Here is a 26664-nt window from a genome sequence, read left to right on the forward strand (position 1 = left end):
AAGCCGACCGGAGCGAGCCCGGTGCCCTGCAAAATCCACCAGATGCCCAGCAACAGGGCCAGGATGCCGATGATCCGGATGACTGCTCGCATGATTCGCTCCTCGGCTGATCCGGCTCCGCCGGCTTGGATGTCGACGATTCAAGCATAGTCGAGGGAGGCCCGGCTGGGATGCGTGCCACTGGGCTGGCCCGCCGCTACGCCGCCGGACGCGCAGCAGCGGGTGATAGACTCCGGATTCTATGACGCAACCTTCTTCCCCCCCCACGGTGCTGGTGCTCTCGGGACACGATCCGAGCGGCGGCGCTGGTCAGCAGGCCGATATCGAAGCCATCGCGGCGCAGGGCGTACACGCGGCCGTGGCGATCACCTGTCTGACGGTGCAGGACACGGCGAACGTCCGCCGCGTCGAGGCGGTCGCCCCGGAGTTGATCATCGCGCAGGCCAAGGCGGTGCTCGCCGACCAATCGGTGGCCGCGATCAAGCTGGGCCTGCTCGGCACCGGCGCGATCGTGACGGCGGTGGCGACGCTGCTCGCTCGCTATCCGGCGATTCCGGTGGTGACCGATCCGGTGTTGGTGGCGACCGGCGGGGGGCGGCTCGCGGCCGACGACCTCATCCCCGCGGTGCGCGAGGCCTTGTTGCCGCGCACCACCGTGCTGACCCCCAACGCCCCCGAAGCGCGCACCCTGGCCGGGGACGACGATCTCGCTGCCTGCGCCGAGACGCTGCGTGCGCTGGGCGCCCGCTATGTGCTGGTGACCGGCGGCGATGAACCCGGCGCGCAGGTGGAAAACCGCCTGCATGGCCCCGAGGGCGTGCAGGTCTTCACCTGGCCGCGCCTGACCGGACCGTTTCACGGGTCCGGCTGCACGCTGGCGGCGGCGCTCGCGGCCCGGCTGGCGCTGGGGGAACCCGTACCGCTTGCCGCCGAGCGGGCGCAGGCTTATGTGGCCCGCACCTTGGCGGCGGCGTTTCATCCCGGCTGCGGCGCGGCGATTCCCCGGCGTCTGGGCGACGGCAACGCGGAATCCGGGCGCTAGCGGGCCCGGCTCATCCGCGATGCCGGTCAACCGTTGGCCACGCGCTCGATCCGCTGGATGTACCGGGCATCGAGTGCGGAGATCGATTCACAGCCGATCAGTTGCATTACCCGTTCCATTTCGGTGCGGAGCAGGCCGAGTGCACGGCTGACCCCGGCTTCGCCACCGGCCGCCAGACCGAACAGGTAGGGCCGTCCGATGAGGCAGGCCTTTGCGCCGAGCGCCACCGCCTTGATGACGTCCGAGCCGCGCCGGATGCCGCCGTCAATGAGCACGTCGACCTGATCGCCCACGGCATCGACTACCTGGGGCAGCAGGGACAGCGCGGTCGGCGCCATGTCGAGCTGGCGGCCGCCATGATTGGAGATGACGATGGCACTCGCGCCGATTTCCACGGCTTTGCGGGCGTCTTCGACGCACTGGATGCCCTTGATGATGAAGGGCCCGCCCCATTGCTCGCGAAAGGCGATGGCATCATCCCAGTCGAGCGATGGATCGAGCTGTTCGTTGACGAACTCGGAGTTTTTCACCGCATCCCCATCATGCGGCAGATAGCGCGCCAAGGTCGCCAGGCGCATGGCCGGTTGGGTGGCCAGGCGATAGAGCCACAGGGGCGCTAGCAATGCGCCGAGGCCGGTCTTGATCTTGATTTCGAGTGGGCGCCCGAAGCCGTTGCGCAGGTCGCGCTCGCGATTGCCCAGGCTGGCGAGGTCGGCCGTCAGGTAAAGGCCCTGGTAGCCCGCGCTCTTGCAGCGCTCGATGAGGTCGTGGGCGATCGATCGGTCTTTCATGACGTAGAGCTGGAAGAACTTGGGCCCCGGCGTCAGCTGGGCGATATCTTCCAGCGCGGTCGAGGAGACCGTCGACAGTGAGTAGGGGATGCCGGCCGCATGTGCCGCGCGGGCGACGGCCACTTCCCCCAGATAGTGGAACATGCGTGACATGCCTGTCGGCGCACAAATCAGGGGCATGCTGGATGCGACGCCGAGCGCCTGGGTCGATAGATCGATCTGCGCCACGTTGCGGAGCACTCGGGGCGAGAATTCATAATCACGGAAGACCTCACGATTGCGTCGCATCGTGATTTCATCTTCGGCGCCGCCGTCGAGGTAATCGAAAATCGGTTTGGGGAGGGATCGCTTGGCTGTTATCCGAAGATCATCGATGCAATAGCAACGGGTTATATCAGGCCACATGGGCACTCCAGGGTATTTGAAGGAAGGAGGTCTTTGGCATGCCACAATCTAGCATGAGCAGTTCGCTGATCTATAGGGATCAACTGTTGCATGCCGTTGCGCGTTGCCAGGGGTGGCGCGCGGGTGCCTCAGCGGGGATCGACGGCGATGAGTCGAGCGCTCGGCGGCTGAGTTCGGCGGATTCAGGGGGAGTATCGAGTTGAGGGAAGGCGTGGCCTCATGACGGAGCGCGATTTCACGTGGCCGATCCGCGGGTTGTATGCGATTACCAGCGATGCACCCTCGCCAGCGGCACTGGCCGAGCGGGCCGCGGCATGGATTGCCGGTGGCGCGCGGGTGGTGCAATACCGCGACAAGGGCCGCGATATCGATCGCCGCTTGGCGGAGGCACAGGGTTTGCGGGCGGTGTGCCGCGCCGGCGGAGTGCCGCTTTTGATCAACGACGATGTGGCATTGGCGGCCGCGGTGGGCGCCGATGGGGTGCACCTGGGTCGCGACGACGCCGACCCGGCGCAGGCGCGCGCACAGCTGGGCGCGCAGGCGCTGATCGGGGTGAGCTGTTATGCGGATCTCGCCCGGGCACGAACCGCGGTTGCGCAGGGCGCCGATTACGTCGCCTTTGGGTGCTTCTTCCCGTCCGTCACCAAGCCCGAGGCCGCACTGGCGCCCATCGACGTGCTGCGGGCCGCGAAGGCGGCCTTGTCGGTGCCGCTGGTCGCCATTGGTGGCATCACGCCGGATAATGCGCCGATGCTCATCGCCGCGGGCGCCGATCTGGTGGCCGTGATCGGCGGCCTGTGCGGACGCGATCCGGCGGCGCAGGCGCGATCCTATGCCCAGCGGTTTACGGCGGCCGAGGCCGCATCTTTTTCCACAGGAGCCTGATCATGCCCAGTTCCGAAGCCTTGTTCGAAGAAGCGCAGCGCTATATTCCCGGCGGTGTGGATTCGCCGGTGCGCGCCTTTCGCGGCGTGGGCGGGGTCCCGGTTTTCATCGATCGGGCGCAGGGTGCCTACATGGTGGACGCGGCGGGGCGGCGCTACGTCGATTACGTCGGCTCCTGGGGGCCGATGATCGTCGGGCATGCGCACCCCGAGGTGGTCGGCGCGGTGCAGCAGGTGGCGGCCCGGGGGCTCAGCTTCGGCGCGCCGACGGCATTGGAAACGCAACTCGCGCGGCGGGTGTGCCAACTCATGCCGTCGATCGAGAAGGTGCGCTTCGTCAACTCCGGCACCGAGGCCACCATGAGTGCCATCCGTCTGGCGCGCGGCGCCACGGGGCGCGACAGGATCGTGAAGTTCGAAGGCTGCTATCACGGCCATGCCGACAGCCTGCTGGTCAAGGCCGGTTCGGGCGCCCTGACGCTGGGTGTGCCGACCTCCCCGGGGGTCCCGGCGGCGCTGGCGGCGCAGACGCTGACCCTGCGCTACAACGATTTGTCCACCGTGCGCGAGGCTTTCGCGCAATGGGGGCCAGAGATCGCGGCGGTGATCGTCGAGCCGGTGGCGGGCAACATGAATTGTGTGCCGCCGGCCGACGGCTTCCTCGCCGGTTTGCGCGCGCTGTGCGACGAGCACGGCAGCGTGCTGATCTTCGATGAGGTGATGACCGGGTTTCGGGTGGCGCTCGGCGGTGCGCAGGCGCGCTATGGCGTGCGGCCCGATCTCACCACGCTGGGCAAGGTGATCGGCGGCGGCATGCCGGTCGGTGCTTTCGGCGGACGGGCCGATCTGATGAACCAGCTCGCCCCGGACGGTCCGGTCTATCAGGCGGGTACGCTGTCCGGCAACCCGCTGGCCATGACGGCGGGACTGGCAACGTTGAATATCCTGAGCCAGCCCGGCTTTTTCGAACGGCTGGAGAACATGACCCAGCGGCTGGTCGACGGCCTCGCCGAGCGCGCGGCGGCGCATGGGATTGCGCTGACCACCCACGCCGTGGGCGGCATGTTCGGGCTGTTCTTTACGGACAACGCGGACGTGCGCCATTTCGAGGAGGTCATGGCGTGCGATGTGGCGCGGTTCAAGCGGTTTTTCCACGGCATGCTGGCGCGTGGGGTTTATCTGGCGCCTTCGGCCTTCGAGGCGGGGTTCGTCTCGGCCATGCATGGCGAAGGCGAACTGGCGGCGACGCTGCTGGCAGCGGACGAGACCTTTCGGGCGCTCTCCGCCCCCGTAACTCCGCGCGGCGCCTGACCTGCGACCTTCTACCTCGGCACACGGCGCTAGCGCGCCTGGGCGGTGACGCGCTGGGGCTTATCCGCGGTGGTGGAGGTCCGGCAGGGAGACGCTGAGTTCCTCATCGCTCGGCAGCATGGGCCACGGGTCCTGGTGGGCGATGACGTCACTGCCGGGAAAGCGCTTCCGCACCGCCGTTTCCACCCATTCCGCCGCCCGGTGCGCCTGCCAGAGCGGCAGGTCACGGCTCATCTCCAGGTGGATCTGCACGAACATCTGCTGCCCCGACTGGCGGGTGCGCAGATCGTGCACGCCGCGTACCTCCTCCGGTTGGTGTGCAAGATTCAGAATCGCCTCGCGTACGGCACCGTCCACTTCGCGGTCCAGCAGATGATGAAAGGCGTCCTGGGCGATGTGCCAGGCGCTGTAGAGGATGTAGCCGGCGATCGCGATCCCCGCCCACGCATCCAGTGCGGGAAAGCCTGCGGCCGCGGCCAGCAGGGCAAGGATGATGCTGAGATTGACGGCAAGGTCGCTGACGTAATGCAGGGAGTCGGCGCGTACGGCGGTGGAGCCGGTGCGGCGGATGGTGTAGCGCTGCAGCGTGATCAGCGCCAGCGTGACGGCGATGCTGAACACCATGACGGCGATTCCGATGCCGGCATCGTCCAGTGGTTTCGGACGGAGCAGCCGTTCGATGGCCTGCAGGACGAGAAAGACCGACGAGCCGGCAATGAACATCGCCTGACCGAGGCCGGCGAGCGCCTCGGCCTTGCCATGACCGAAGCGGTGTTCATCGTCCGGCGGGATCAGGGCGTAGCGGATCGCCAGGAGGTTGATCAGCGATGCGGCTGAATCCATCATCGAGTCGACCAGCGAAGCCAGCAGCGCAATCGAGTCGGTCAGCATCCAGGCCGCAGTCTTGGCCAGAATCAGCAGCATTGCGGTGGCCACGGAGGCCAGACCGGTCAGGCGCAGTAAACGGGCATTGGGAATCGACGCTGTCGTCTCAGCCATGCGGTCCTCCGGTATTCGCCGCTGCCCTGGGTGACGGTGCAGATATCAGGTCAACCCTGATGCTCAGGGTCCTCGGGGTGGGACCACGCATCACCGCCCGGATCGGCGGGCTGGGCTGGAATTCGGTAATCCTGACCCAACCAGGCGCCGAGGTCGATCAGCTTGCAACGCTGGCTGCAGAACGGGCGAAACGGATTGTCCCCGGCGCGCGTCATCTTGCCGCAGCGGGGACAGCGTAGCAGCCGTTCGGGCGTTTGCGATGTCATGACATCATGCCGCAACAGGCGAGCCGGAACGGGACATTTTCCCGGTAGAGCACGACGCGTTGGGAGAGATCGGGCTGATGCATGAACCGGAGCGTGAGGCGATGCCGGCCGGCGCTGATTTCCGGGAAAAGACCGCTGTCGGAGGGCAGGCTGATGCGCAGCATCTGATAGGGGCGCTCTGGGTCAAGGGTTTGCTCGAAACAGCCTTGGTGGGCCACTTCCTGGCTGCGCCGCGCAGTTTCCCGGATGAGTCGATTGTGGGTTTCCACGCATTCGGCCAACAGGTCGAACTCCCCCAGCCAGTGCTCAAGCTGAAGCTGGCGTTTTTCATGCGGCTGGTTGAGCCAACAATGCAGTGCGGGCAGATCGAATGGCGCTGCCCCGCCGGGAATGGCCGCGCGCTGCCGGAAGGTGGTCAGCAGTTCATGGTGGCGTAAGGCGTAGCCGGGTTGACCGGGAAGGGCATGCAGGCGATCCACCAGCTGCCGCAGCCGGGTGATGACTTCGCTCAGCTGGGACTGATCCACGCCATCGCGCTGCCTCAGCCGCTCGAGATGTTGGCTCTGGCGATCGAGTTCAGCGATGAGTTCGCTTTTGATGTCGCTGCGGCCCAGGGTATCCAGGATTTCGAGCAGATGGCCGAGCGTGGCGCGCGCATCCCAGGCCGTCCGCCCGTGCAGCGGATGCCGCGCTTGGGTCAGCACGAACTCCAGACGGAGAAACTTGCGGATGCGTTCGTTGAGGGGGTGTTCGAAATGCACGATGCCTCAAAATCTGCTGAACGAGATGGAAACGAACCGTGTGCGGGCAGGCGGTCAGGGTAATTGCCATCGCCTTTCGCGGGCATGGGGATCAGTCGCCATTTCCAGGTAGGCACGATGAAGGCTGTCCACCGCTGCATCCAGTGTTGCAGGTTCGCCTTCATTGTTGATGATATCGTGGGCCGCTGCCAAGCGCTGATCTCGACTTGCCTGTGCACCGAGGATGGCCTTCGCCTGGGTTTCGTCACAGCTATCGCGCCCCATGAGTCGGCGGACCTGAACCGATTCGGGGACATCCACGACCAGTACCCGGTTGACCAATCGATGCTGGCCAGTTTCCACCAGAAGCGGAACCATGAGGATGACATAGGGGCCCTGAGCGGCCTGCAAGGCCTGCTGCATGGCCCGGCCGATGGCGGGATGCATGATGCGGTCGAGCGCGCGGCGCTGCTCGGGCTTGGCGAAGACATGTTCGCGGAGTCGCTCCCGGTCCAGTCGGCCGTCCGGGGTGAGCATGTCGGTGCCAAAGGTCTGAATCAGCTGATCGAGCGCGGGCTGGCCGGGTTCGACGACATCGCGGGCCAAGGCATCGGCATCGATCACCGGGATACCAAGGCGCGTGAATCGTTCCGCAACGGTTGATTTGCCGCTGGCAATACCGCCCGTGAGTCCGACGATGAACATGGACCATCCCTCGTGGACGTGGCAAAAGCGTAAGCTTACGCCATACCCGACAAATTCAGATAGCCCCGATTCAGAAAGTCCCCGGCAATCAGCATGATCCACCCCCCGGCGGCGAGGAACGGGCCGAAGGGAATCGGCGTTTGGCGATTGCGCCCACTGACATGCAGAGCCACGCTGCCGATGAGGGCACCAAGCAGCGAGCCAATCAGGATCGCACCCGGAAGATGGGTCCAGCCCAGCCACGCCCCGATCAGTGCCAGGAGTTTGAAATCCCCGTAGCCCATGCCTTCCTTGCCGGTCAGCAGCCGGAACGCCTGATAGACGCTCCAAAGCGAAAGATAGCCGGCCATGGCGCCGATGAGTGCAGCCACAGGGTCGGTAAACGTGCCCCCGAGGTTGACCACAAGACCGAGCCACATGCCGGGCAGTGTCAGGTTGTCCGGCAGAATCTGGTGATCCAGATCAATCCCGGACAGCGCGATCAGCAAGCCCGTGAAGATCAGAGCGCCTAAGGCAGCGGGTCCGATCTCGAAACGCCAGGCGACGATTGCGAAGGCGAGCGCCGTGAAGAGTTCCACCAGGGGATAGCGCAGGCTGATGGGCGCGCCGCAGTGCCCGCAGCGTCCCCGCAGGGCGAGATAGCTCAACAGCGGGATGTTGTGCCATGGCCGCAGGTGCTGCCCGCAATGGCGGCAGCGCGACGGCGGACGGACGATGCCGGGCGGCGGTTCGGCGTCTTTACCGGTTGCGACCGGCAATGCCAGCGTTTCGCGCGCCTCGGCGCGCCAGCGATGGAACAGTCGGGGCGGCAGGCGCAGGATCACGACATTCAGGAAGCTGCCGACCAGCAGACCGAGTAAAAAGAACACCCCGATACGTATATCGGGTCGGGCTTGCAAGAGATTCAGCAGCGCATCCATGAAATGGTCCGTCGTTTATGGCCACGTATCGACCGGCGGTGTGGGAGCAGATCCCTGTCGCGTGGCCCCGATCGTGGCGGTATGTGCAGGCGGGCGCGGCGCCTCCGGGACCGTGCCCTGGGTGTCTCGCCCCAGGGCAGCCGGCGCACGCATCAAATCACATTCCCCATCTGGAAGATCGGCAGATACATCGCCGTGACCAGGCCGCCGACCAGCACGCCGAGAATGGCCATGATCAGCGGTTCCAGCAATGTGCTCAAATTGTCCACGAGATTATCCACCTCGGCCTCATAGAATTCCGCGACCTTGGCAGACATCTCGTCCAGTGAGCCGGATTCTTCGCCGATGGCGATCATCTGGATGGCCATGTTGGGAAAGAGGTCCATCCGCTCCTGCATGGACAGGTGCAGCTGCTGGCCGGTGGCCACCTGCTCGCGCATGGTCATGACGGCTTCCTGGAACAGGATGTTGCCGGTTGCGCCGGCGACCGATTCCATGGCTTCCACCAGGGGTACCCCGGCCGCGAACATGGTGGACAGCGTGCGTGTGAATCGGGCCAGCGCCGCCTTGTGAAGAATTCTGCCGATCACCGGTACGCGCAGCAGCAACTGGTCGCGCCGGCGCCGGAATTTTGGGGACGTCCGGTTGAAGTAGCGCAGGACGGCTGCGATGGCGCCAATGGATCCCAGGATCGCCCACCACCATGTCCGGACGAATTCAGACAGATTGATGACCAGCCGCGTGAAGGCGGGCAAATCCGCCCCAAAGCTGCCGAACAGCCCCTCGAATTGCGGGACCACGAAATAGAGCAGAATGCCGGTGACCACGAACGCCACGATCGTCACCACGGTCGGATAGGTCAGTGCCTTGCGAACTTTGGCCTTGATGGCTTCGGCCTTTTCCTTGTAGGTGGCAATCTTGTCCAGCAGGGTTTCCAGCGCGCCGGATTTTTCGCCGGCGCCCACCAGATTGACGAATAGATCGTCGAACTGGACGGGATGTGCAGCAAGGGCTTCGGAGAGAGAGGAGCCGCCTTCGATGGAGGCGCGGATACTGAGGATGAGTTCGCGCATTGCGAAGTTGTCATTGCCCCGCGCCACGATGTCCAGCGCCTGCACCAGGGGCACCCCCGCGCCGATCATGGTGGCCAGCTGGCGGGAGAAGATCGCGATATCGACCGGGCGAATCTTCTGCTTGCGCCGGCTGGAGGCCCGGTTGTTCTGTTTTTTGATCGTGGTCGGGTTGATGCCTTGGCGGCGCAGCAGCGCGCGGATGACCGCTTCGCTGGGCGCATTCTGCATTCCCTTGACGATTTTGCCGCTTTTGTTCTTGCCTTCCCAGACGAACAGGGCGTTTTTGACGGCTTGATTGGCCATGGGATGATCCGTTTCAGTCGATGGTGACGCGATGGATTTCTTCGAGACCGGTGAGCCCTTCCTTGACTTTGTTCAAGCCGGCGCGGCGCAGGTCGATGACGCCTTCCTCGGCGGCCTGTTTGGCAATATCCAGTGAATTGCCGCCGTCCATGATGATGCGACCGATGGCCGGGGACACCGGCAGAACCTGATAGATGCCGACTCGCCCCTTGTATCCATCGGTGCAGTGTTCACAACCTTTAGGCCCATAGATCACCAGTTCATCCAGTTCTTCCGGCAGGAAACCCAGCTGCAACAGGGCATCCCGCGGAACCTCCATCCGTGTCCGGCAATGACGGCACAATCGCCGCGCCAGCCGCTGGGCGATGATCAGGTGGACCGATGAGGCGATGTTGAACGGAGCCACGCCCATGTTGATGAGCCGTTCCAGGCTCTGCGGCGCGTCGTTGGTATGCAGGGTGGAAAGCACCATGTGGCCGGTCTGCGCAGCCTTGATGGCGATTTCCGCGGTTTCGAGATCGCGAATTTCCCCGACCATGATCACATCCGGGTCCTGACGCAGGAAAGCGCGCAGGGAATTGGCAAAGTCCAGACCGATGCGCGGGTTCACGTTGACCTGGTTAATGCCGGGCAGATTGATTTCGACGGGGTCTTCGGCCGTCGAGATATTGCGGTCGGTGGTGTTGAGGATGTTCAGACCCGTATAGAGGGTGACTGTTTTGCCGCTGCCGGTCGGGCCGGTAACCAGAATCATGCCTTGTGGTTTGGACAGGGTCTTGAGATAGATCGCCTTCTGATGCGGTTCGAAACCGAGGGAATCGATGCCGATCTGGGCGCTGGTGGCGTCCAGGATACGCAGCACGATCTTCTCTCCCCAAAGGGTGGGGCAGGTGCTGACACGAAAATCGATGGCGCGCTGTTTGGATAGTTTCAGTTTGATGCGACCGTCCTGCGGGACGCGCCGTTCGGCGATATCCAGCCGCGCCATGACCTTGAGACGGGCAGCCAGGCGCATGCCGAGCGTCACCGGCGGGCGATTGATGTCGTACAGGATGCCGTCCTGACGCCGGCGAATGCGGTAGAACTGCTCGTATGGTTCGAAGTGGATGTCGGAGGCGCCCTTGTTGACGGCATCGAGCAGAATCTTGTTGATGAACCGCACGACCGGCGCGTCGTCCACATCCGGTTCGGTGACGCTGGCTGCCGCGTCGCCGCCTTGGACATCGAGTTTTTCGAGATCGGCATCGGCCAGCGCGGTCAGGCGTGCATCATGGGCATCCAGGGCCTTGTCGAGCATCTCGAGCAGTTGCGTGTGCTCGCTGATGAGTCCCACGGCCTGCTTGCGGGTCGCAAAGGCGATGTCGTCCAGTGCCTGTTGGTTGGTCGGATCGCTCATGGCGACGTACAGGCGGTGGCCGCGCACAAAGATCGGCAAGACCTGATGCCGGCGCAACAGTTTTTCATCGACCAGGCGCATGGGCATGTTGCGCAGATCGAGCGCCGTGAGATCGATCACCGGCGTACCGAATTCCTCCGCCACCATCCGCGCCAGTTCGCGCTCACCTACCAGTTTGTGTTCATAGAGATAGACCACCAAAGCCTGTCGGCTGGCGGCGGCCTCTTCCAGGGCACGCAGCGCTGCTTCGTCGGTGAGCAGACCCGATTGCACCAGGCGGCGTGCCAGACCGGACAGGCGAGAAGGGCTGAGGGAGCTAAGGGCCATGGGCCGTGTTTCCTCGATACATTAAGGGAGAGGCGCAGTATTGGGGAAACCGCACCATCATTCTTAATATCGTGAAACACCCGGGTCGGCTTGAGGGCTCAGGCCGGATTTCGGGGTCGGCGGGTACCGACGAAGCCGCCATTGGCGCCGGTGAGCAAAGGTTCGAGTTCCTGCAGGGCGCGGCGGTAGACGCGCCGCTTGAAGAAAACGACTTCATTGACTGGGTGCCAGTAGGGCACCCAACGCCAATGATCGAATTCGGGTTTGGGTCCCAAATCCAGTCGGACACGATCTTCGGCGGCCGTGAGCCGCAACAGGAACCAGACCTGTTTCTGCCCGATGCAGCGCGGCCAGGCGTTGCGGCGGATGAAGCGCTTGGGCAGGTAGTAGCGCAACCAACCGCGCGTGCAGCCGAGTATCTGGACGTCTCCGGCGGTCAACCCGATCTCTTCGCGTAGTTCACGGAACAGCGCCTGTTCTGCGTTCTCTCCCGGATCGATGCCGCCCTGGGGGAACTGCCAAGCGTTCTGGCCGATGCGACGAGCCCACAGGAGTTCATGCTTGGCATTGGCCAGCATGATCCCCACATTGGGACGAAAGCCGTCGACATCGATCACAAGTGCACTCCGGTCTCAATTCGCTTGTGTAGTTTAGATAGCAGAAAACCTTACCAGTTTGAAGGGTTTCTCGACCAGCCGGGGCCGTTTGGGTATGCTTCGGCTCGCTTGAACAGGGGAGATTGGCGCGTGACTTTGGCTCTTTTCGATCTGGACAACACCCTCTTGGCCGGTGACAGCGATCATCTGTGGGGAGACTATCTGGTCACGCTCGGCGTGGTGGACGGCACGCATTATCGTGCGCAGAACCAGCGCTTCTATGATGCCTATCGCGCCGGCACGCTCGACATCCATGAGTTTCTCGCCTTTGCGCTCAAGCCGCTTGCCGATCATCCGCGCGAACGGCTCGAAGCCTGGCGTGAGCGGTTCGTCGCCGAATTGATCGGTCCCATCGTGCTGCCTGCGGCGCAGGCCCTGGTGGACCAGCACCGTCGACAGGGACACCGAACCGTGATCATCACTGCGACCAACCGCTTCGTCACCGAGCCGATTGCCCGCCTGTTCGGCGTCGACGCCCTGATCGCCACCGACCCCGAAGAAGAGGCCGGTGCGTACACCGGTCGGGTGGCGGGCGTCCCATGCTATCGCGACGGTAAAGTGATCCGTCTGGCCGAGTGGCTGGCTGGAGCGCAGCCGGCCGAAACCTGGTTCTACAGTGATTCGCACAACGACCTGCCGTTGTTGGGACAGGTGGAACATCCGGTTGCGATCGATCCGGATCCGCTGCTGGAGGAACAGGCGCGCCAGCGCGGCTGGCCTGTCCTCACGCTACGCCGGGGCGAGCAGCCGGTGCCGCTGCCTCAGGACTGAAGCAATTCGTTGACCGCGTGGCGCAGCCGGCCGTTGGTGGCCAGAAGCGAGCTGGTCTTGAGGTCCACCGGGTTGCCGTCGAGCTGGGTCACATCGCCGCCGGCTTCACGGATGATCACGGTCAGTGCCGCGATGTCCAGGATATTGAGATCCGATTCGATCACCACGTCGATCTTGCCCGCCGCGAGGAGGTGGTAGTGGTAGAAGTCGCCATAGCCGCGTGTGCGGTTCACTGCCTGCACCAGCCGGCCGAGCCCGGCCCAGCCGTGCGAGGCGGCGAGCGTCTTGATGTTGCCGACCGACAGCGTTGCGGCCTCGAGGAGGCTGATGTCGCTGACCTGGATGCGTTCGCCATTGAGAAAGGCGCCGTGCCCGCGTTCGGCCCAGGCCATCTCGCCGAACAAGGGCGCATTGGAGACGCCGAGCACCAGCTCTCCTTCGTGCATGAGGGCGATCTGGGTCGAAAAGAACGGGTAGCGGCGCACGAAGCTCTTGGTGCCGTCGATCGGGTCGATCAGCCATACCCACTCGGCGTCGGCGTTTTCCATGCCGCCTTCCTCGCCGTAGAACCCGTGATCCGGAAAGCGTTCCCGGATGATCAGGCGGATCGCCTCTTCACTTTCGACGTCGGCAGCGGTCACCGGCGTCTGATCGGCCTTGAGTTGAACCGCAAATTCCCCTTCGTAGTAGCGACGGATGATGGCCTCGGCGGCGCGGGCCGCGGCGATTGCCGTGTCCAACATTGGGCTGGTGGTCATGGTGGTGTCCTTGTCGAGTGTTCGGGAGCGCCGGATGCCGGCAGCCAGCGCATTTATGATAGCGGCCCATGCCTCGCTACGTCGCGGTCCTGATCAGTCTGGCTTGCGCTGCGGCAGCTGCGGTGCTGACCGGGCTGATGGTGGGCAGCTTGAATCTGTCGCCCCAGCGGGTGCTGTTCGCCCTGGCGGGGCAGGGCGACCAACTGGCAGGGCAAATCGTCTGGTCTGTGCGCCTGCCGCGCGCCCTGGCGGCCTTCGCGGTCGGCGGTCTGCTGGCGGTAGCCGGGGCACTGATGCAGGTGATGTTGCGCAATCCCTTGGCGGATCCCTATGTACTGGGTGTTTCCGGCGGCGCTTCGGTGGCGGCGTTACTGGGCTTGATGGCGGGAATGGGGACGGCACAGATCGCCTTGCCGGCGTTCCTCGGTGCGCTCGGGTCCATTGCGCTGGTTTTCGGCCTGGCCCGTCAGGGCAGCGGCTGGAATCCGGCGCGACTGCTGTTGAGTGGGGTGGGACTGGCGGCCGGCTGGTGGGCCTTGATCCGCTTCTTGCTGGCGGTGGCGGATCCATTTCATCTGCCCGGAATGTTGTTCTGGCTGATGGGTGATTTGGGCGCTGTGGTACGGACTCCATGGTGGGCGCTGGCGGTACTGGCGATACTGGCCGGTCTGGCTCTCCCGCTGGGGCGCAGCCTCAACGTGCTGGCGCGGGGCAGCCTCCAGGCCCGATCCATGGGCGTGCCGGTGGGCCGATTGCAACCGGCGATTCATATCGTGGCTGCGCTGGCGACCGCCTCGGCCGTGACCGTGGCGGGGAGCGTGGGTTTCGTGGGCTTGGTCATTCCCCATCTGCTGCGTCTGGCGATCGGCAATGATCAGCGGTTGTTGATTCCCGCGGCCGCGTTGGCCGGTGGCGGCTTTCTGGTGCTCGCCGATACGCTGGCGCGAACGATTCTGGCGCCTCAGCAGTTGCCGGTGGGGGTGGTAACGGCCTTCCTCGGTGTGCCGATGTTCCTGTATCTGTTGAACCGGCGCATTGCCCGATGACGTGTTTGGCGGCGTCCCGTCTGGTCCTCGACCTTCCCCGAACGTCTTCCCTCCATTCGCTCGACTTCGCCCTGAAATCGGGCCACATGACCGCCGTCCTGGGCGCCAACGGCAGCGGCAAGACCACTTTGCTTCATACGCTGGCGGGTTTGCGTGCTCCGCGTAGCGGGTCGGTGATGCTCGATGGGCGTCCGGTCGGTGCCTGGTCGGCGCGCGCGCGTGCGCGGCGATTGGGTTTGCTGTTTCAGGATGATGTCGAGCCGTTTCCAGCGACGGTCGAAGAGGCGGTCTGCGCGGGCCGGTTTGCGCATCAATCCCTATGGCGCAGCCTATCTGGCGCGGATCGGCAGGCGATTGGCTCGGCGCTGGCCGTCATGCAGCTCGCTGACTTCGCTACGCGTGCGCTCGATACCCTCTCGGGCGGAGAACGCCGCCGGGTCGCGCTGGCCACGTTGTTGACGCAGGACCCGCAGGTGATGCTGCTCGATGAGCCCGTGAACCATCTGGACTGGCATCACCAGATCCTGGTCATGGATCACCTGGCGAGCCTGGTTCGCGAGGCGGGTAAAACGGTCCTCGTCAGCCTGCACGATCCCAATCTGGCGGCCCGGTATTGCGCGCAGGTACTCCTGTTGGGGCACGACGGCACCGCTCTGTGGGGCCAGTCCGCCGAACTGCTCACCGCCGAGCGGCTCGGCTGGCTGTATCGACATCCCTTCGCCTGTGTGCAGCAGGACGGCGTGCGCGCGTTCCTGCCGAAGTAGCGGCGACTGCGGCGGGGAGATTATGGTCGCTGCGGGTCGGCCGGAATATTCAGTCGGTGGGAGCCAGGCAGGTGGTGAGCAAGGCGGCGGACCATGGATCATGGCTGGCGCCGATCTGGCCGCTCTCCAGCTCGCCGATCACGGTCTGGGCCATGATCTTGCCCAGTTCGACGCCCCATTGATCGAAGGAATTGATGCCCCAGATGGCGCCTTGGGTGAAAATACGGTGCTCATACAGTGCGATGAGGCTGCCAAGGGCTTCCGGAGTCAGCGCGTCGAGCAGGATCGTCGTGCTTGGCTGATTGCCGGGAAAGACATTGTGTGGGGTCAAGGCGTCGATGCGAGACTCGTCCAGCCCACGAGCGGCCAAAGCGGCGCGGGTTTCGGCCTCGGTGCGTCCGTGCATCAGCGCTTCGCTCTGGGCCAGCATATTGGCGATCAGTGCACGGTGATGGCGGGTATGGGGATGGTGCGGTCGAATGCAGCCGATGAAATCGGCGGGAATCAGGTGCGTGCCTTGGTGCATGAGCTGGAAAAAGGCGTGCTGGCCGTTGGTGCCCGGTGCGCCCCACACGATGGGGCCGGTGGCCCAGGTGACGGCCTGACCGTCCCGTGTGACCCGTTTGCCGTTGCTTTCCATGTCGGCCTGTTGCAGGTAGCTGGGCAGGCTGCGCAGGCGATCGTCATACGGCAGGACGGCCTGGCTCGCTGCGCCCAGGAAATCGGCATACCAGACGCCCAGCAGGCCCAGCCGCAGTGGCAGGTTGTCGATCATGGGGGCGTGGCGGAAATGCTCGTCCATCAGCCGTGCGCCGGCCAGCATCGATTCGAACCCGTCCATGCCGATCGCAATGGCGATGGCCAGGCCGGTGGCTGACCAGAGCGAGTAGCGGCCGCCGACCCAGTCCCAGATGGGAAACCGGTGTTCCTCCGGAATGCCGAAGGCCGACAGTGCCGCCTGGTTGGCCGAGACGGCCAGGAAATGCCGGCTCATCACGGCATCGAGCGGCAGGCCGGACTGTTGCAGCCAGTGCTTGGCGGTATCGGCGTTTGCTTTGGTTTCCAGCGTGCCGAAGCTCTTGGAATTGACGATGAAGAGGGTGCGGCGCGGATCCAGCGGCGCCAGCACACGGCTGATCTGTGCGCCGTCGATATTGGAGACGAAATGCACACGCGGCGTGTCGGTCAGGTAGGGTTGCAGCGCTTCGCAGGCCATGAACGGACCGAGATCGGAGCCACCGATGCCGATGTTGACGACATCGGTGACCGGCTCGCCGGCGGCGCCCAGCCAGGCACCGGCACGAAGCGTCTCACAGGCTTGGCGCATACGGGCCCGCGTCGCCATGATCTGGGGCATCACATCCTCGCCATCGACGCGAAAGACGCTGTGGGCATCCCCGCGCAACGCCATGTGCAGTACCGCGCGTTGCTCGGTGGTGTTGATGCGCGCGCCGGCAAACAGTCGGGCGATCTGCGCGGGCACGTCAGTCTGTTCGGCGAGAGCGAACAGGTGATGGAAGGTGTCTTCGGTGGCGCGGTGTTTGGTGTAGTCGACTTCGAGGTGACCCACGCGCGTCCGCCAGCGGTCTGCGCGCCCGGGATCGTCTGTGCACAACGCGCGCAGATGGCGATTCTTCATCTGATCGCGGTGGGTTTCGAGTGCTTTCCAGGCAGGCAGTTGGTCGACGGGGGTCACGACGCGCTCCTCGGAAAAAGGGGGGACCATGAGGATTGCACAGCTGGGCGTGTCGAATAAAGCAAAGCCCCCGTATCCGGACGGGATACGGGGGCTTCACGAAAAAAACACTCAAGAACTCGAGCGGGCTTCCGATCAGGCAGTAGCGAGCTGCACCGGAATGGTATTGCGGGTATGGGTCACGAAATTCTGTTCATCCAGATACACCAGCTTGGGCTTGAAGCGGGCGGCTTCCGTAGCCTCGAGGCCGACGTAGGCGCAGATGATGATGCAGTCGCCCACATTCGCCTTGTGGGCAGCGGCGCCGTTCACCGAAATGATGCGCGATCCTTCCTCGGCCCGAATGGCATAGGTGGTGAAGCGCTCACCATTGGTGACGTTATAGATCTGGATCTGTTCGTAATCCAAGATGCCCGCTGCATCCAACAGACGGCCATCGATCGCGCAGGAGCCTTCATACTCGAGCTCGGCGTGAGTGACGCGCGCGCGGTGTAGTTTGGCTTTGAGCAAGGTCAAGTGCATATCACCCATCTCGGCAGTGATGTGGATACGGAACGATCCATGGCCCTCGAGCGCAGCCGGCATCCCTGGCGACTCGCTCCCCAATTGCGTCAAACGACGGTATTCGACGTGAATTCAGAAATCCGGGCTGCCAATCGCGCGGCAACCCAAACCTGTCCCCGGCAAGGGGTGAGATTCATCATTCTGAGATGTTTACCTCAATATTGTCAATAAGCCTTGTTGATCCAACTTTGGCGGCCACCGCTACGACCAGCCGCTTTTCCCCGCCCTCCGGGGCTTTCAGATCATCAGCTCGAACGATGCGGACGTATTCCACGGCGAATCCGGCGTCGGTCAACCGCATGCCGGCCCGCGCTTCCAGCGCTGGATAGTCACGCTCGCCGGCGATCAGCTTCTCGGCGGTATCCGACAGGATCGCATGGATGGTCGGGGCCAGGGCGCGCTGCGGTGGATCCAGATACTGGTTGCGCGAACTGAGTGCCAATCCATCGGCTTCGCGTTGGGTTTCCACACCCACGATGCGGATCGGCATCGCCAGTTCACGCACCATCGTGCGAAGGATGGCCAGCTGTTGGTAGTCTTTCTGCCCAAAGATCGCCACGTCTGGCTGAACCAGATTGAAGAGCTTGGTCACAACGGTGGCCACCCCGCTGAAATGGCCAGGCCGGGAGGCACCGCACAAGCCTTCGGTCAATGGACCGCTCACCTCCACGCGTACGGCGCCGGGTGCGCCCGCCGGGTACATCACGGCCACCGGCGGGAGAAACACCAGATCGGCACCGCGTTCGGCCAGCGCGGCGCAATCAGCCTCGGGGGTGCGTGGATACACCTCAAAATCCTCGCCCGGTCCGAACTGGGTGGGGTTGACGAAAATGCTGACGACGACCCGCTGTGCCAATCCGCGCGCGCGGTCGACCAGGGCCAGGTGTCCGGCATGCAGGTTGCCCATGGTCGGCACCAGCGCGATGCGTTGCCCGGCCTGCCGCCAACGCGTGATCCGCTGACGCAGTGCTTCGGCCGTTTCGACGCGTTCCATGTCCGCCTCTCCGTCAGAAAGTGTGTTCGGCAGCGGGAAACGCGCCTTGCTTGACCGCTTGCGCATAGGCCTGCAGGGCTTCAGCGATGCTCCCACGCCCTGCTAGAAAATCCTTGGAAAAACGGGGGCGTTTGCCCAGCGAAATGCCCAGGATGTCATAGACCACCAACACTTGGCCGTCGACATCGGCACCGGCGCCGATGCCGATGACCGGAACCGGCACGGCGGCGGTGATCTCCGCAGCCAGGGTGGCCGGCACGCACTCGAGCAGCAGCATGTCGGCACCGGCTGCGACCAATGCTTCGGCTTCTCGGCGCATGGCGCTTGCGGCTTCGGTGCTGCGTCCCTGCACCTTGTAGCCGCCCAGCTTGTGAACGAACTGGGGTTGCAGGCCGATGTGGGCGCACACCGGCACCCCACGCGCGGTGAGATAGGCCACCAGTTCCTGCTGCAAAGCGCCGCCTTCGAGTTTGATCATGCGCGCGCCGCCTTCCTGCATCAGCCGCGCTGCGCTCTGCATGGCCTGTTCCGGGGTGTTGCAGGTGCCAAAGGGCAGGTCTGCGACGAGGAAGCCGCGCTGCAATCCCCGAGCCACGGCGCGGGTGTGGTGAATCATCGTGTCCAGTGTGACCGGCAGGGTGCTGTCGTAGCCTTCGATCACCATACCGAGCGAATCGCCGACCAGCACCCACTCCACCCCAGCGGCATCCATCTGGGCCGCAAAACTGGCGTCGTAGGCCGTGAGCGAGACAATCTTTTCACCTTCGGCCTTCATGCGCCGCAACGTGTCGAGGCTGATGGGCCGGGCCGAACGGTCGCCGCTATACATCGCGAACACCTCGGGGTGGCTGGGGAGGGACCCAAGAGTAACTCAGCCCGGGCATGGCTTCCATGGCCCATTGGCGTGCCGATGGCGGGGGCATGGTTCATGTGGCGCATCGGCGCTGGCGATGCCGCGCAATGCCGGAATTTCCCGCGAGGGTTCAGTCGCGACGGGCAATGAAGAGGATGGATGCAGGTGTGATGCTGCCGGGGGCCATGGGCTCGCGCAGGTCGATCAGCTTCAGGTGATGATCGCGGAACAGTGCGGCCCAGGACTGCAGGGTCCGGAAATACCAGGGCGGCGCAGTGTCGCCAACCGCGCTGAATGCGGCCCAGGAATCCTCCCGCCAGCCGTCCTGATAATGATCTGGAGCCAGCGAGAGAGGGTGCAGCGTTTGCACGATCAGATGGCCGCCCGGCTTCAGGATGCGGGACAGGGATGCGAACAGACCTCGGACCGATTCATCGCCCAGCAAGGCAAAGTTGCTGACGGCCATGGCGAAGGGGCCGAAAGGAATGGGCAGATCGCCGTAGTTTGCGACCCGAAAGGTCCCGATGCCCGCTTGTTGCGCGGCATGGATCAGCCGTGGTTCGGCATCAATGCCCGTGACGCCAATGCCAAGGGGGTGCAGGCGCCGGGCCAGCCAGCCTTCACCGCAGCCCAGGTCGAGGAGGTCGGTCGGCCGCTGGGTGAGAATGGCATCAATCAGCGCCTGATCGGTCGCGCCGATCCGGCTGCCGATGCGGCGTTCCCGGACGGCATCCACCCAGGCATCGCTGTGCTGGCGCCAGCGCAGTGCAAGCAAGGTTTCCATCGGGATTGCGGAGTCAGCCATCGCGGCGCGCTCGATGTCCGGGTTTCACGTATCGCTCCTGCGGAAAGTCTTGTCCGGCGCATCGGATGCGCTCGCGGTTTTTTCAGCCGGCTGATGCGGCGTGCAGCGTCGGCAGTAGCCCAGGATCTCGACGGCCTGCGCCACGAGGTCGAATCCGAGGTGATCGGCTTCTTCGCGAATGAGGCGGACCGGTGCCGGTGCGTCCAGTTCCATCACCGCGCCACAGGACTGGCAGATGAGAAACATGCCGGCATGCGGTTGGCCATGAGCGCCGCATCCAATAAACGCGTTAACGGTATCCAGCCGGTGGATCAGGCCGGCCTTGAGGAGGAAATCCAGTGCCCGGTAAACCGTCGGGGGGCCGGTCTTGACGCCCTGATCGCGGAGGGCATCGATCAGATCGTAGGCCTTGACCGGCTGATGATCCCGCCAAATGAGCGCGAGGATCTGACGGCGGATCGGAGTGAGCCGCAAGCCCTGATTCCGGCAGGTCGATTCGGCCTGTTCGAGCGCGCGATCGACGCAACGCCGATGATTGTGCCGGGTGTCGGCCGCGGCGCCGAGGATACGGGTGGCGGACATGGCTTACCTCGCGAGGGGGTGGCGGATGCGACGGCGCAGCGTGGCCAGAATCAGCGTGGCCCCGTAAGCGAACGCGCAGACCAGGATGATGGTGGGACCAGCAGGCCAGTCGGGTGCATAGGAGAGGGCCAGACCCGCCGTGGTGCAGCTGATGGCGAGTGTCGTCGCGCCGATGGTCAGCGCGGCAATCGAGCGCGCGAAGAGGCTGCATGCGGCAGCCGGCAAGGTGATCAGGGCCATGACCAGGATCAGACCCGCCACCCGGATCAGCAGGACCACGCTCAGGGCGACCAGGATCAGGAGAATCAGATAGGTGGCTGCGACCGGAATGCCGCGTGAACGGGCAAAAGCCTCGTCGAGGCTGATGGCGAGGAAATGGCGATGCAGCAAGACGACGATCCCCAGGACCAGCATATCGATCAGGAGCATGAACCATAGGTCCCGCGCGCTGACCAGCAGGATGTTGCCGAACAGATAGCTCATGAGATCTGTGGTGGCGCCTGGTGTGTCGTAAATGAACAGCAAACCCACCGCCATGCCGACGGACCACAGGGCGCCGGTCAGCAGATCTTCCTGGGTTTCCCAGTACAGATGGATCAATCCAATCAGCAGGGCCACGACCACGGCTGCAGCAATTGCCCCGACGAGTGGGGAACCGCCCAGAAAAAAGGCGATTCCGAGGCCCCCCAGAACCGCGTGGGCGATTCCCCCGGCCAGATGGCTCATGCGACGGATCAATACCCAGGGGCCGATCAGTCCACAACCCAGACTCGCCAACATACCGGCCAGCAGGGCGCGCTGCAGGAAGGCCTGATCGGCCAGGGCATCCAGAAAGCCGGTCATCCAGCAATCTCCGGAAAATGCGCAGCCGTGGACTGCATTTCTGGATGACGACTGTAGGCCCACTGCAGCGCTGCAGCATCGAGCGCATCCGGCTCGATGAGGCGCAGGCGGCCGTTCAGCAGCGCGATCCGGTCGGCATGCATGCGGAGTAGCGCAGGATCGTGAGATACCACGACCACGGTGCGAGCAGGCGTCATCCGGCGAAGCAGGGTCCAGATCCGGGTTTCAGCGGCTGGATCAATGTGCGCGGTGGGTTCATCCAAGAGCAGCAGGGCCGGGTCCGCGGCCAATGCCCGGGCCAGCAGGGCACGTTGCAGTTCGCCGCCGGACAGTTCGCGCAACAGCCGCGGCGCCAGTTCGGTGAGTTCCATTTCTATCATGGCGGTGCGTGCACGCTGCCGATCGATGGCGCGGGCGCGCCCCAGGGATCCCCAGCCCTGCAGGCAGCCCAGTTGCACCAGCGCGGAGACTGTCACCGGCACGTGAGTCACCTGGGGTGGTCGCTGGGGGACATAACCAATGTGGGCGCGCATTTCACGCAGCGGACGATCGAAGACTTCGATGTCACCCCCCGAAGGGGCGATCACGCCCGCCAGCAGCTGGACAAGACTGCTTTTTCCGGCTCCATTCGGTCCCAGGATGCCCAGGAATTCCCCGCTTTTGACTGTAAGATCAATTGCCTGAAGAACAGCGGCTCGTCCCGCGTGCGCAAATCCAAGATTCCGGGTGCGGATGGCCGGCGTGTCGGCACTCATGGGATTTCGGGTGCCGTTTGCAAGGCGCGGACGAGCGTGCGGATGCTGCCGAAATAATCCGCCGCCAGCGGGTCGGCGATGATCACCGGGATGCTCAGTTCGCGCGCGACTTGGCGTGCAAGCCGATCACCGTGACCCGGCTGCAGGAACAATGCGCGGGCCCCGCGCTGGCGAGCCAGATCCATCACGCGTTGCAGCTGGGCCGCGCTGGGTTCACGACCGCCCACCTCGATCGGGATCTGGCGCAGACCGTAGCGGTCCGCAAGGTAGCCCCATCCAGGATGAAAGACCAGCAGGACGCCGCCGCGCAGGGGCGCGAGCACCGGGGCGATTTCGGCGTCGAGCGCGCGCAAGTCCTGGCTTACACGCTCACTACGCTCCCGGTAGTGCGCTGTCCCGTCCGGGTCAAGCGTGATCAAACGATCCTCGATGGCAGCGATCAGCTGCAGCGCGCGGACCGGGTCAGTCCAGACATGCGGGTCGGGTGAACCGCCGTGGCGATGGTTGGTCGTCAGAGAATCATCCGTCATGCGAGTGCCGCCGATCTGGCGCAGGTCGAGGATGTCCAGTTTCGGATTGATCGCCCTGAGGCGGGGTACCCAGCTGGTTTCGAATGGCAGTCCCGCGAGAACATAGAGTTGTGCATCAGCCAGCGCCGCGATCCGGCGTGCCGAGGGCTCGAATGCGTGCGGATCTCCGCCGCCATGCAGGACAAGCGTCTCGACACGCTCGCCGCCGACGCCTGAGACCAGCGTCTGGAGCGCCGGCACACCGACCGCCACCCGTAACGGGGCGCCGGCGGCGGGCGTGACGAAAAGGGCCAGCAACAGGATCACCAAACGCACGAGACGCCGGAGGCGCGTGCGCATCGAGGGGAAGAGCGCATTCATGGGCGTAATGGTATAACGTTTCAATCATGCCGGGGGTCAGGGGGTCAGACTGGGGAAATGCGGTGGATCACACGATGGCGTCAACGGCTGGATCGAGCCGTGCAGCGCGGACTGGAGGCGCTGATCGGGATTTACCAGCTGGCGATATCCCCATGGTTGGCGCCGCGCTGCCGTTACACGCCCACGTGCTCCACCTATGCGCGTGAGGCGCTTCGGTGTCATGGTCCGTGGCGGGGGGGCGTCTATGCGGTTCGGCGGCTGATGCGGTGCCACCCTTGGGGCGGGTTTGGGTATGATCCCGTGCCGCCTGCGAGAGACTGCGGAGGCGAGCCCAAAAACCGCTCGCATGATCCATAAGTGACGATTTGGTCGGGGTGACAGGATTCGAACCTACGACCTCTGCTTCCCGAAAGCAGCGCTCTACCAAGCTGAGCTACACCCCGATGGTGCTGGATATGCGGTTAGCAATCGCGCTGGACCGCGAAACGTGCCAGGGCGGAAAGTGATTCCCGATAGGGCGTCGGGTCTAGTTCCGACAGGGCATCAATGGCCTGTTCGCTCTCGTGCGCCGCAAGGCGCGCAGTGTAGTCGATGGCGGCGGTTGATTCAATTGCTTTGAGGATCGCGGGCAACTGTTCCAGGCTGCCCTTGCGAATTGCTTCGCGGATGCAGTCTGCCGCTTCGGTGGGAGAGTGTCGGATAGCATGGATCAAGGGCAATGTGGCTTTGCCATCGGCCAGGTCGTCGCCGAGGTTTTTCCCGATGACATCCACCGAGCCGGTGAAGTCGAGGGCATCATCGATCAGTTGAAACGCGTTGCCAAGATGAATGCCGTAGCGTGCCAGTGCCCGTTCGCGGGATTTGGATGCCCCGGAGATCATGGCGCCGACCTGGGCGCTGGCCTCGAACAGGCGGGCCGTCTTGTTGCGAATGACATCGAAATACTGTTGCTCGGTCAGCTCCGGGTTGTGGCGGTTGGCCAATTGAGCAACTTCGCCTTCAGCGATGTCGTTGGCTGCCGTGGCCAGGATTTCGACGATGTCCAGTCGCCCACATTCCACGATCATCTGCGTCGCGCGCGAATACATGAAGTCGCCGACCAGCACACTTGCCTCGTTGCCCCAGACCTGATTGGCAGTCGCGCGGCCGCGGCGCAGCCCCGAGCTGTCGACGACATCATCATGCAGGAGGGTCGCGGTATGCACCGCTTCGACCGCGGCAGCCAGGCGCAGATGTTGATCGCCCGTGTAGCCGCAGGCCCGCGCCGAGAACAGCAGCACCGCCGGCCGCAGGCGCTTGCCGCCGCTGCCGACAATGTAGTGGTTGATTTCGCCAACCAATGGCACGACGGAATTCATGGCGCGCTTGAGGACGGCATCCATGAGCTGCATGTCTGCCTGGATGGGCGCTAGGACTTCCGTGATCTCGGGATTGTGCATCGAAGGCGTTCCGTTTGCCGTGCTGAGTTCGATTCGCGCGCCGATCTGGGCACGGTGGGTTTAGGTAGGTTGGATGGCTGAATCATTGAATGGGAGGCCATGCCGCGAAGCAGGCGTCACGCGTCGAGGTGATGCCCGGTTTGACCTGTTCTGAGGGTAGCGGTAGAATGCCCGTCCTTTGTGACCCAAGCCGTCAAGGCCCTTGTGGAGACAGTGAGTAATGTACGCGGTGATCCATACCGGAGGCAAGCAATATCGGGTTCAGCAAGGCGAGGTGCTGCGCGTGGAGAAACTCCCGGCAGAAGCAGGTAGCCAAGTCGAATTCGACCGGGTTTTGCTGATTGGCGAAGGGGACAACCTGGCTGTTGGTCGGCCGTTTGTCGAAGGCGGCAAAGTGACCGCCACGGTGCGGAATCACGGCAAGGGTGACAAGGTCGAGATCGTCAAGTTCCGCCGTCGCAAGCACTACATGCGGCGCAAGGGACATCGCCAGTCCTTCACCGAGCTGGAAATTACCGGGATCCAGGGCGGCTGATTCCGCCAGAAGATCGCGATCCCAAGTCGAAGCGAGCAGGTAACTACCCATGGCACATAAGAAAGCAGGCGGCAGCACCCGGAACGGCCGTGACTCTCATTCCAAGCGTCTTGGTGTGAAGCACTTCGGTGGCGAGCGGGTGACGGCGGGTCATATTTTGGTTCGGCAGCGCGGTACGCGGTTTCATGCCGGTGTGAACGTGGGCTGTGGGAAAGACCACACCTTGTTCGCCAAGGCGGACGGCCGCGTGGTGTTTCAGGTCAAAGGTCCAAATAACCGCAAGTTTGTGAGTATTCTCGCGGACTGAGCGTTCCCAAAGACCACTTGTTCTCCAGCGGCCTCGCGTGAATCAGCGCGGGGCCGCTTTGCTTTTTTGGGATGGGGCCAGCCCATGCGATTCGTTGACGAAGCCATCATCACTGTCCAGGCCGGAAACGGCGGCAACGGATGCGTCAGTTTCCGGCGCGAGAAGTTCATTCCCCTCGGTGGCCCCGACGGCGGGGACGGCGGGGACGGCGGAAGCGTTTATCTGGTTGCCGATGGCGGCATCAACACGTTAGCCGATTTTCGGGTACAGCGGACCTATCGCGCGCAGAACGGAGCCGGCGGAAGTGGCAGTCAATGTACAGGTCGCGGTGGCGAGGATTGCTTCGTTCCTGTTCCGGCCGGAACGTTGGTTTACGAGGCCGATACCGGTGAGCTACTGGGTGATCTGATCGTGCCGGGGCAGCAGCTCAAGGTGGCGCAAGGCGGTTTCCACGGGCTGGGTAATCTGCGCTTCAAAAGCAGCGTCAACCGTTCCCCGCGCCAATCCACCGAAGGCACGCCGGGTGAAATGCGGCGCTTGCGTCTGGAACTCAAGCTGCTGGCCGACGTGGGGCTGCTCGGTTTGCCCAATGCGGGAAAATCGACCTTGTTGCGAGCGGTTTCGGCAGCCCGGCCCAAGGTGGCTGACTATCCGTTCACTACGTTGCATCCCCAGCTGGGCGTGGTGAGTCTGGGCATGAATCGTAGCTTCGTGATGGCGGATATCCCCGGCCTGATCGAGGGCGCTGCCGATGGTGCGGGACTTGGCCTCCGGTTTCTGCGTCACTTGCAGCGGACCCGTTTGTTGTTGCAGGTGGTCGACCTTGATCCTTCGGCCTCGGAGTCGAGCGTGGCGAAAGGGGTCGAGACGATCGATGCCGAGTTGCGGGGGTACAGTGAGGATCTGGCGGTCCGCGATCGCTGGCTGGTCTTCAACAAGGCCGATCTACTGCCTGAGCCCGAGCGATCCGCACGGGTCGCCGCATTGACGCATGCGTTGCATTGGACGGGGCCGGTCTTCGTCGTTTCTGGTGCTACGGGTGAAGGCATTGGGCGATTGTGCGAAGCGGTATTCGCCAGACTGCAGGCGCTGGCGATCACATCGGAAACCGGGGTTTCGGATGCGGCGGATATTCCTTACGATCCGACCCGCAGCTAGCGCAAATGCACCGGACTGTGGGTGAGCCGCCAGCGGTGCGAGCGATCTACCGGTTGTCGTGTTCGGCCGCCCGGGGCGCTGAGGTG

At 64.1% G+C, this 26664-nt stretch carries 30 protein-coding genes and 1 tRNA gene; 10 read left to right on the forward strand and 21 right to left on the reverse strand.

Annotated features, from left to right (window positions below; genetic code table 11):
- Nucleotides 1-241: 241 nt before the first annotated feature.
- On the forward strand, nucleotides 242-1042 hold the full coding sequence (gene thiD, locus E4680_RS03825) for a bifunctional hydroxymethylpyrimidine kinase/phosphomethylpyrimidine kinase (protein WP_135281075.1): 801 nt from the start codon (nucleotides 242-244) through the stop codon (nucleotides 1040-1042).
- Between the two features lie 26 nt (nucleotides 1043-1068).
- Here the strand turns inward: thiD and E4680_RS03830 are convergent, their stop codons facing one another.
- Complete coding sequence (locus tag E4680_RS03830) at nucleotides 1069-2238, reverse strand: alpha-hydroxy acid oxidase (RefSeq protein WP_135281076.1); 1170 nt, start codon at nucleotides 2236-2238, stop codon at nucleotides 1069-1071.
- Between the two features lie 219 nt (nucleotides 2239-2457).
- Between E4680_RS03830 and thiE the strand changes: the two genes are divergently transcribed.
- Together thiE and hemL are read left to right on the forward strand one after the other, a co-directional pair.
- Nucleotides 2458-3123 carry a thiamine phosphate synthase gene (thiE, locus tag E4680_RS03835; protein WP_135281077.1) on the forward strand — a complete coding sequence of 222 codons (666 nt, stop codon included), beginning with the start codon at nucleotides 2458-2460 and terminating at the stop codon, nucleotides 3121-3123.
- Nucleotides 3124-3125: 2 nt separating this feature from the next.
- A complete protein-coding gene (gene hemL, locus E4680_RS03840) occupies nucleotides 3126-4433 on the forward strand; it encodes a glutamate-1-semialdehyde 2,1-aminomutase (RefSeq protein ID WP_135281078.1) in 1308 nt (435 codons plus the stop codon).
- A gap of 60 nt (nucleotides 4434-4493) precedes the next feature.
- Here hemL and E4680_RS03845 read toward each other — a convergent pair whose 3' ends face one another.
- From E4680_RS03845 to E4680_RS03880, 8 genes are all read right to left on the reverse strand, one after another.
- On the reverse strand, nucleotides 4494-5432 hold the full coding sequence (locus tag E4680_RS03845; RefSeq protein ID WP_135281079.1) for a cation diffusion facilitator family transporter: 939 nt from the start codon (nucleotides 5430-5432) through the stop codon (nucleotides 4494-4496).
- Nucleotides 5433-5482: 50 nt separating this feature from the next.
- The gene (locus E4680_RS03850; RefSeq protein WP_135281080.1) at nucleotides 5483-5698 is read right to left on the reverse strand and encodes a DNA gyrase inhibitor YacG; all 216 of its coding nucleotides are present in this window, start codon (nucleotides 5696-5698) and stop codon (nucleotides 5483-5485) included.
- Nucleotides 5695-6459 (reverse strand): cell division protein ZapD, encoded by a 765-nt coding sequence (gene zapD, locus E4680_RS03855; protein WP_167792370.1) that lies wholly within the window; start codon nucleotides 6457-6459, stop codon nucleotides 5695-5697. Before zapD ends, E4680_RS03850 begins: the two co-directional genes overlap by 4 nt.
- A gap of 54 nt (nucleotides 6460-6513) precedes the next feature.
- Entirely contained in the window at nucleotides 6514-7143 is a 630-nt protein-coding gene (coaE, locus tag E4680_RS03860; RefSeq protein WP_135281082.1) for a dephospho-CoA kinase, read from the reverse strand.
- A 35-nt stretch (nucleotides 7144-7178) separates the two neighbouring features.
- A complete protein-coding gene (locus tag E4680_RS03865; RefSeq protein ID WP_135281083.1) occupies nucleotides 7179-8063 on the reverse strand; it encodes a prepilin peptidase in 885 nt (294 codons plus the stop codon).
- Between the two features lie 152 nt (nucleotides 8064-8215).
- A complete protein-coding gene (locus E4680_RS03870; RefSeq protein WP_135281084.1) occupies nucleotides 8216-9439 on the reverse strand; it encodes a type II secretion system F family protein in 1224 nt (407 codons plus the stop codon).
- A gap of 13 nt (nucleotides 9440-9452) precedes the next feature.
- Nucleotides 9453-11162, reverse strand: a complete 1710-nt coding sequence (gene pilB / locus E4680_RS03875; RefSeq protein ID WP_205688742.1) for a type IV-A pilus assembly ATPase PilB — start codon at nucleotides 11160-11162, stop codon at nucleotides 9453-9455.
- A 98-nt stretch (nucleotides 11163-11260) separates the two neighbouring features.
- On the reverse strand, nucleotides 11261-11779 hold the full coding sequence (locus E4680_RS03880; RefSeq protein WP_135281085.1) for an RNA pyrophosphohydrolase: 519 nt from the start codon (nucleotides 11777-11779) through the stop codon (nucleotides 11261-11263).
- Nucleotides 11780-11908: 129 nt separating this feature from the next.
- On the opposite strand from E4680_RS03880, the gene E4680_RS03885 reads away from it, so the two are divergent.
- Complete coding sequence (locus E4680_RS03885) at nucleotides 11909-12589, forward strand: histidinol-phosphatase (RefSeq protein ID WP_135281086.1); 681 nt, start codon at nucleotides 11909-11911, stop codon at nucleotides 12587-12589.
- On the opposite strand, the gene E4680_RS03890 is transcribed toward E4680_RS03885, so the two are convergent.
- Nucleotides 12580-13347, reverse strand: a complete 768-nt coding sequence (locus tag E4680_RS03890) for an inositol monophosphatase family protein (RefSeq protein ID WP_135281087.1) — start codon at nucleotides 13345-13347, stop codon at nucleotides 12580-12582. The genes E4680_RS03885 and E4680_RS03890 overlap by 10 nt on opposite strands.
- A gap of 68 nt (nucleotides 13348-13415) precedes the next feature.
- On the opposite strand from E4680_RS03890, the gene E4680_RS03895 reads away from it, so the two are divergent.
- Both E4680_RS03895 and E4680_RS03900 read left to right on the forward strand, forming a co-directional pair.
- A complete protein-coding gene (locus E4680_RS03895) occupies nucleotides 13416-14393 on the forward strand; it encodes a FecCD family ABC transporter permease (RefSeq protein ID WP_135281088.1) in 978 nt (325 codons plus the stop codon).
- Nucleotides 14390-15157, forward strand: a complete 768-nt coding sequence (locus E4680_RS03900; protein ID WP_135281089.1) for an ABC transporter ATP-binding protein — start codon at nucleotides 14390-14392, stop codon at nucleotides 15155-15157. The genes E4680_RS03895 and E4680_RS03900 overlap by 4 nt, the downstream gene beginning before the upstream one ends.
- A 49-nt stretch (nucleotides 15158-15206) precedes the next feature.
- On the opposite strand, the gene pgi is transcribed toward E4680_RS03900, so the two are convergent.
- The 9 genes from pgi to E4680_RS03945 form a co-directional block, all read right to left on the reverse strand.
- Nucleotides 15207-16853: a glucose-6-phosphate isomerase gene (gene pgi / locus E4680_RS03905; protein WP_135281090.1), complete on the reverse strand. Its 1647-nt coding sequence runs from the start codon at nucleotides 16851-16853 to the stop codon at nucleotides 15207-15209.
- Between the two features lie 135 nt (nucleotides 16854-16988).
- Nucleotides 16989-17375 carry an aspartate 1-decarboxylase gene (gene panD / locus E4680_RS03910; RefSeq protein ID WP_135281269.1) on the reverse strand — a complete coding sequence of 129 codons (387 nt, stop codon included), beginning with the start codon at nucleotides 17373-17375 and terminating at the stop codon, nucleotides 16989-16991.
- Nucleotides 17376-17553: 178 nt separating this feature from the next.
- Complete coding sequence (gene panC, locus E4680_RS03915) at nucleotides 17554-18411, reverse strand: pantoate--beta-alanine ligase (protein WP_135281092.1); 858 nt, start codon at nucleotides 18409-18411, stop codon at nucleotides 17554-17556.
- Between the two features lie 13 nt (nucleotides 18412-18424).
- A complete protein-coding gene (panB, locus tag E4680_RS03920) occupies nucleotides 18425-19240 on the reverse strand; it encodes a 3-methyl-2-oxobutanoate hydroxymethyltransferase (protein WP_135281093.1) in 816 nt (271 codons plus the stop codon).
- 154 nt (nucleotides 19241-19394) lie between these two features.
- Entirely contained in the window at nucleotides 19395-20069 is a 675-nt protein-coding gene (locus tag E4680_RS03925; RefSeq protein WP_205688743.1) for a class I SAM-dependent DNA methyltransferase, read from the reverse strand.
- A gap of 24 nt (nucleotides 20070-20093) precedes the next feature.
- Nucleotides 20094-20651, reverse strand: a complete 558-nt coding sequence (locus E4680_RS03930; RefSeq protein ID WP_135281094.1) for a Fur family transcriptional regulator — start codon at nucleotides 20649-20651, stop codon at nucleotides 20094-20096.
- 3 nt (nucleotides 20652-20654) lie between these two features.
- Entirely contained in the window at nucleotides 20655-21494 is an 840-nt protein-coding gene (locus tag E4680_RS03935) for a metal ABC transporter permease (protein ID WP_135281095.1), read from the reverse strand.
- On the reverse strand, nucleotides 21491-22249 hold the full coding sequence (locus E4680_RS03940; protein ID WP_135281096.1) for a metal ABC transporter ATP-binding protein: 759 nt from the start codon (nucleotides 22247-22249) through the stop codon (nucleotides 21491-21493). Before E4680_RS03940 ends, E4680_RS03935 begins: the two co-directional genes overlap by 4 nt.
- Nucleotides 22246-23139: a metal ABC transporter solute-binding protein, Zn/Mn family gene (locus tag E4680_RS03945; RefSeq protein WP_135281097.1), complete on the reverse strand. Its 894-nt coding sequence runs from the start codon at nucleotides 23137-23139 to the stop codon at nucleotides 22246-22248. Before E4680_RS03945 ends, E4680_RS03940 begins: the two co-directional genes overlap by 4 nt.
- Before the next feature lie 57 nt (nucleotides 23140-23196).
- Here E4680_RS03945 and yidD point away from each other — a divergent pair, with 57 nt between their 5' ends.
- Nucleotides 23197-23496, forward strand: a complete 300-nt coding sequence (gene yidD, locus E4680_RS03950) for a membrane protein insertion efficiency factor YidD (protein WP_135281098.1) — start codon at nucleotides 23197-23199, stop codon at nucleotides 23494-23496.
- Nucleotides 23497-23505: 9 nt separating this feature from the next.
- Here yidD and E4680_RS03955 read toward each other — a convergent pair.
- Both E4680_RS03955 and E4680_RS03960 read right to left on the reverse strand, forming a co-directional pair.
- Nucleotides 23506-23582: transfer RNA gene (locus E4680_RS03955), tRNA-Pro, on the reverse strand.
- A gap of 18 nt (nucleotides 23583-23600) precedes the next feature.
- Complete coding sequence (locus E4680_RS03960; protein WP_135281099.1) at nucleotides 23601-24578, reverse strand: polyprenyl synthetase family protein; 978 nt, start codon at nucleotides 24576-24578, stop codon at nucleotides 23601-23603.
- Between the two features lie 220 nt (nucleotides 24579-24798).
- Here E4680_RS03960 and rplU point away from each other — a divergent pair, with 220 nt between their 5' ends.
- From rplU to cgtA, 3 genes are all read left to right on the forward strand, one after another.
- Complete coding sequence (gene rplU, locus E4680_RS03965) at nucleotides 24799-25113, forward strand: 50S ribosomal protein L21 (RefSeq protein WP_135281100.1); 315 nt, start codon at nucleotides 24799-24801, stop codon at nucleotides 25111-25113.
- Between the two features lie 49 nt (nucleotides 25114-25162).
- Nucleotides 25163-25420, forward strand: a complete 258-nt coding sequence (gene rpmA, locus E4680_RS03970) for a 50S ribosomal protein L27 (protein WP_135281101.1) — start codon at nucleotides 25163-25165, stop codon at nucleotides 25418-25420.
- Nucleotides 25421-25504: 84 nt separating this feature from the next.
- Nucleotides 25505-26578, forward strand: a complete 1074-nt coding sequence (cgtA, locus tag E4680_RS03975) for an Obg family GTPase CgtA (RefSeq protein ID WP_135281102.1) — start codon at nucleotides 25505-25507, stop codon at nucleotides 26576-26578.
- Nucleotides 26579-26664 lie beyond the last annotated feature (86 nt).

The organism is Candidatus Macondimonas diazotrophica (assembly GCF_004684205.1).
Lineage (GTDB): Bacteria > Pseudomonadota > Gammaproteobacteria > UBA5335 > UBA5335 > Macondimonas > Macondimonas diazotrophica.